Below are 2,907 nucleotides of genomic sequence, written 5' to 3'. Positions count from 1 at the left end.
TTGCGGGGTCGTCGGCCTGAAGCCGTCCCGTGGCCGGATCAGCGGCGCGCCGGAATCGAATGCGCCAATGCTGGGTCTCGCCATTTCATTCATGCTGACACGCTCGATCCGCGACACGGCGGCTTTGCTTGATCTGGGGTCTGGTGCGCTTCCCGGCGACAGCTATGAGATCGTCCCTCCGACCACCAGCTATGCCCAGGCGATCAAGACGCCACCCAAGGCTTTGCGCATTGCCCTGTGCACAACGTCCTGGTCCGGCTATCCGCTCGACGCCGAGGTGAAGACGGCAGTTCTCGAAGTGGGCAAGAGGCTGGAGCAACTGGGCCACAAGGTCGTCGAAGCCGGGCCTGTGTTCGATTATGAGCGCTATCTGGCGGCACAGAAAGTGATCTGGGCAGCTTCTACGGCGCAGTCGCTCGACGAGTTGGCGGGCCTGCTGCGGCGGCCGATCGATGAAGCCAGCCTGCAGCAGACGACACTTGCCGTCTACCGCCATGGCCGAACGCTCGATGCGGCAAGCCTGATCGCGGCTCTCGCGGTGTATGACCGGATCACGCGGACGGTTGGCGAATTCCTGGCCGTCCATGACGTTCTGGTGACGCCGACTTGCGCGATCTCGCCGGAGTTGCTCGGCACGTACGACCCGGATCGTCCTGGCCGCGACATCGACACGGTGTTCGCCGATCTGGCGCCGAAGGAGACGTTCAGCGCGCTCTTCAACGGCACCGGATCGCCGGCGATATCCCTGCCGCTCGGCTGGACGCAAAACGGCCTGCCGATCGGAGTGCAGTTTGTCGCCGCGTTCGGACGCGACGATCTGCTGCTGCGGTTGGGTGCGGTGCTTGAGGCCGACTACGCCTGGCACCAGCGCAAACCACCTACCCACATCACCAGGACTGCTTGAACCATCAACGACTGCTTGAACCAACAAGCATGGAACCGCCCCGGGAACATCATCAACGAAAATGGGAGTTTGTCATGGACCGCAGAGTATTCCTCAAAAGTGCGGCGTTTGCCGGCTTCAGCGTCGCGACATTGCCGGCCACATTGCTTCGAGCCAGCGCTGACGGCAGCAAGATACTGCGTATGGCCTATGGGGCCGAGGTTCTCACCCTGGACCCGATCAAAACCACTTATGGAGCCGATATCCTTATCCAGGGCATGATGTATGCACGCCTGCTGCATGCCAATGCCGATCGCACCGAAGTCGGCCCAGGCCTTGCCGAGAGCTGGGACATCGCGGATGACGGCAAGACCTATACCTTCCACCTGCGCGAGGCCAAATTTTCCGATGGGTCGCCGATCACGGCCGAGGACGTGGCGTTCAGCTGGAACCGCATGCGCTTCCAGAAGGATTCCGCCTATGCGGCGCCGTTCCAGCCACTGACCAAGATCGAGGCAAAGGACGCCAGGACAGTGGTGATGACGCTCGATCGCAAATTCACGCCCTTCCTGACGCTGACCGAAATCTGGAATACCGGCATTGTGCCGAAGGCAGCGGTCGAGAAAATGGGCGACGACGCTTTCGCCAAGGCGCCGGTCACATCAGGGCCGTTCAAATTCGTCGAATTGAAGCCGGGAGACCGCGTGGTCCTTGGCCGCAACGAGCACTATTACCGCCAAGGCGAGCCCAAGATCGACGGCGTCGAATTCCGCTATGTCCCGGATGACAACACCAGGGTCTCGATGTTGCAGGCGGGCGAACTCGACGTCTGCCTGGGAGTTCCGGCCCCGCGTATGGCCGAGTTGAAGGCCGCCGGCTTCCGCGTCGACCCTGAACCTTCGAGCACCACTTATGACATGCTGATCAACCATTCGGCAGAACCCTTCAACGACCTCAAATTCCGCCAGGCCGTCAGCTACGGCATCGACCGCACCGCCATCAATGCCGCGGTGACGCTGGGTCTCGGCACGCCGGCCAGTTCCATCATGAGCCCGACACTCGATTTCTTCGACAAATCGCTGCCAGTCATTGCCCGAGACGTCGAAAAGGCCAAGGCCCTGCTGGCTGAATCCGGCAAGACCGGAGCCAGTTTCGAACTCATTCAGAATGCCGGAAGTGCCGACGAGGAAAAGGCGGCGGTGCTGATCCAGGCGCAGTTGGTGGAAGTCGGCATCACCGTCAACATTGCCAAGATCGATTCAACCCAGGCATGGACCCGTCTCGCCGATGGCGAGTACCAGGCGGAAATGAACTGGTGGTACAACGAGACGCGAGATCCCGACAACGCATTGCGCTGGTGCGTCTGGGGCGCGGGCGACAACAAGTCCTACTACACCCGCTACAACAACGAAACGGTCGACAAACTGATCGATGAAGCCTCGGGCGAGGCGGACAATGCCAAACGGGCCGAGCTCTATGCCCAGATCCAGAAGACCGTGGTGGACGAGGTGGCGCAGGTGGCGCTCTATCACCCGACGTGGCTCAACGCCTATGCTCCGAGCGTGAGAGGGTTGGTCCTGAACGTCGGCCTGCAATTCTCGTCCATCGGCGGGACCAGCCTGGATTGATCGGCACAGGATGCGAGACGGGGACGAGATCTTCGTCCCCGTCTCGCATCGATTTGACACCAGGATCCCGACCATGAATCGATTCTCCTTCGTGCTCAGGCGGCCGATACAGTTGATCCCCGTGCTGCTGGGTATCAGTGTGATCACCTTCCTGCTGCTGCAAATGACACCCGGCGATCCGGTTCGCCTCATGCTTGGCCCCAAGGCCAGTCAGGAGGCGATCGAATTCGTGCGGGCGCGATACGGTCTCGATCAGCCCATCCCCGTGCAGTATTTCTATTACGTGCTGAATTGCCTGCGCGGCGATTTCGGTCAGTCGATCGCCTTCCGGGGTCCCGTCAGCGGCGTCATCGCGGCACGGATCGCGCCAACGGTTTTCTTGATCCTCTATGGCCT

General features: G+C 61.2%; 3 protein-coding genes. All 3 read left to right on the top strand.

Annotation, left to right across the window (positions count from 1 at the left end; translation table 11 throughout):
- Nucleotides 1–904: amidase (locus EN750_RS27135; RefSeq protein WP_145967947.1), on the top strand; the 904-nt coding region annotated here is incomplete at its 5' end.
- Nucleotides 905–978: 74 nt separating this feature from the next.
- The gene (locus EN750_RS27130) at nt 979–2,511 is read left to right on the top strand and encodes an ABC transporter substrate-binding protein (protein WP_189526481.1); all 1,533 of its coding nucleotides are present in this window, start codon (nt 979–981) and stop codon (nt 2,509–2,511) included.
- Nucleotides 2,512–2,584: 73 nt separating this feature from the next.
- The coding region (locus EN750_RS27125; RefSeq protein WP_145967946.1) for an ABC transporter permease at nt 2,585–2,907 on the top strand (323 nt) is incomplete at its 3' end.

Source organism: Mesorhizobium sp. M7A.F.Ca.ET.027.03.2.1, assembly GCF_003999175.1.
Classification (GTDB): Bacteria; Pseudomonadota; Alphaproteobacteria; order Rhizobiales; family Rhizobiaceae; genus Mesorhizobium.
This window is presented reverse-complemented; position numbering and strand designations above follow the sequence as displayed.

Coding starts and splice junctions, on each gene's coding strand:
- EN750_RS27130 (WP_189526481.1), top strand. CDS start 979: ATGGACCGCAGAGTATTCCTCAAAAGTGCGGCGTTTGCCGGCTTCAGC.